Annotated in this window: 1 protein-coding gene; it reads right to left on the reverse strand. The window is 53.9% G+C overall.

The window, feature by feature from the left end:
- Positions 1-245, reverse strand: a 245-nt coding sequence (locus AC1M89_RS14860) for a hypothetical protein (RefSeq protein ID WP_481614410.1), incomplete at both ends; no start/stop codon positions are given.

The raw sequence follows: 245 nt of genomic DNA on the forward strand, positions 1-245 counted from the left end.
ATGCAGGGCTGATGTGCCATGCTTGTTCGAGGCCTAGGCTGGCATTGTCTTGGTGGTCACTGTGTTGGTGTTTGCTTTGGACTGAGCCTGCACCTTCTTCTTGTTCGAGGGCTGTGGCTTGCCAGCGTTGTAGGTGGACTGCGGTGGGTTGTAGGCTGCGTTGTCCGATAAAACTGGTGATGGTATCAAATTGTTCTGTCGCATCACTACGGTGGTAGCGGATGTTGCGTCGGTTAAGCGCTTGG

This window comes from Acinetobacter sp. ANC_7635 (assembly GCF_056779945.1).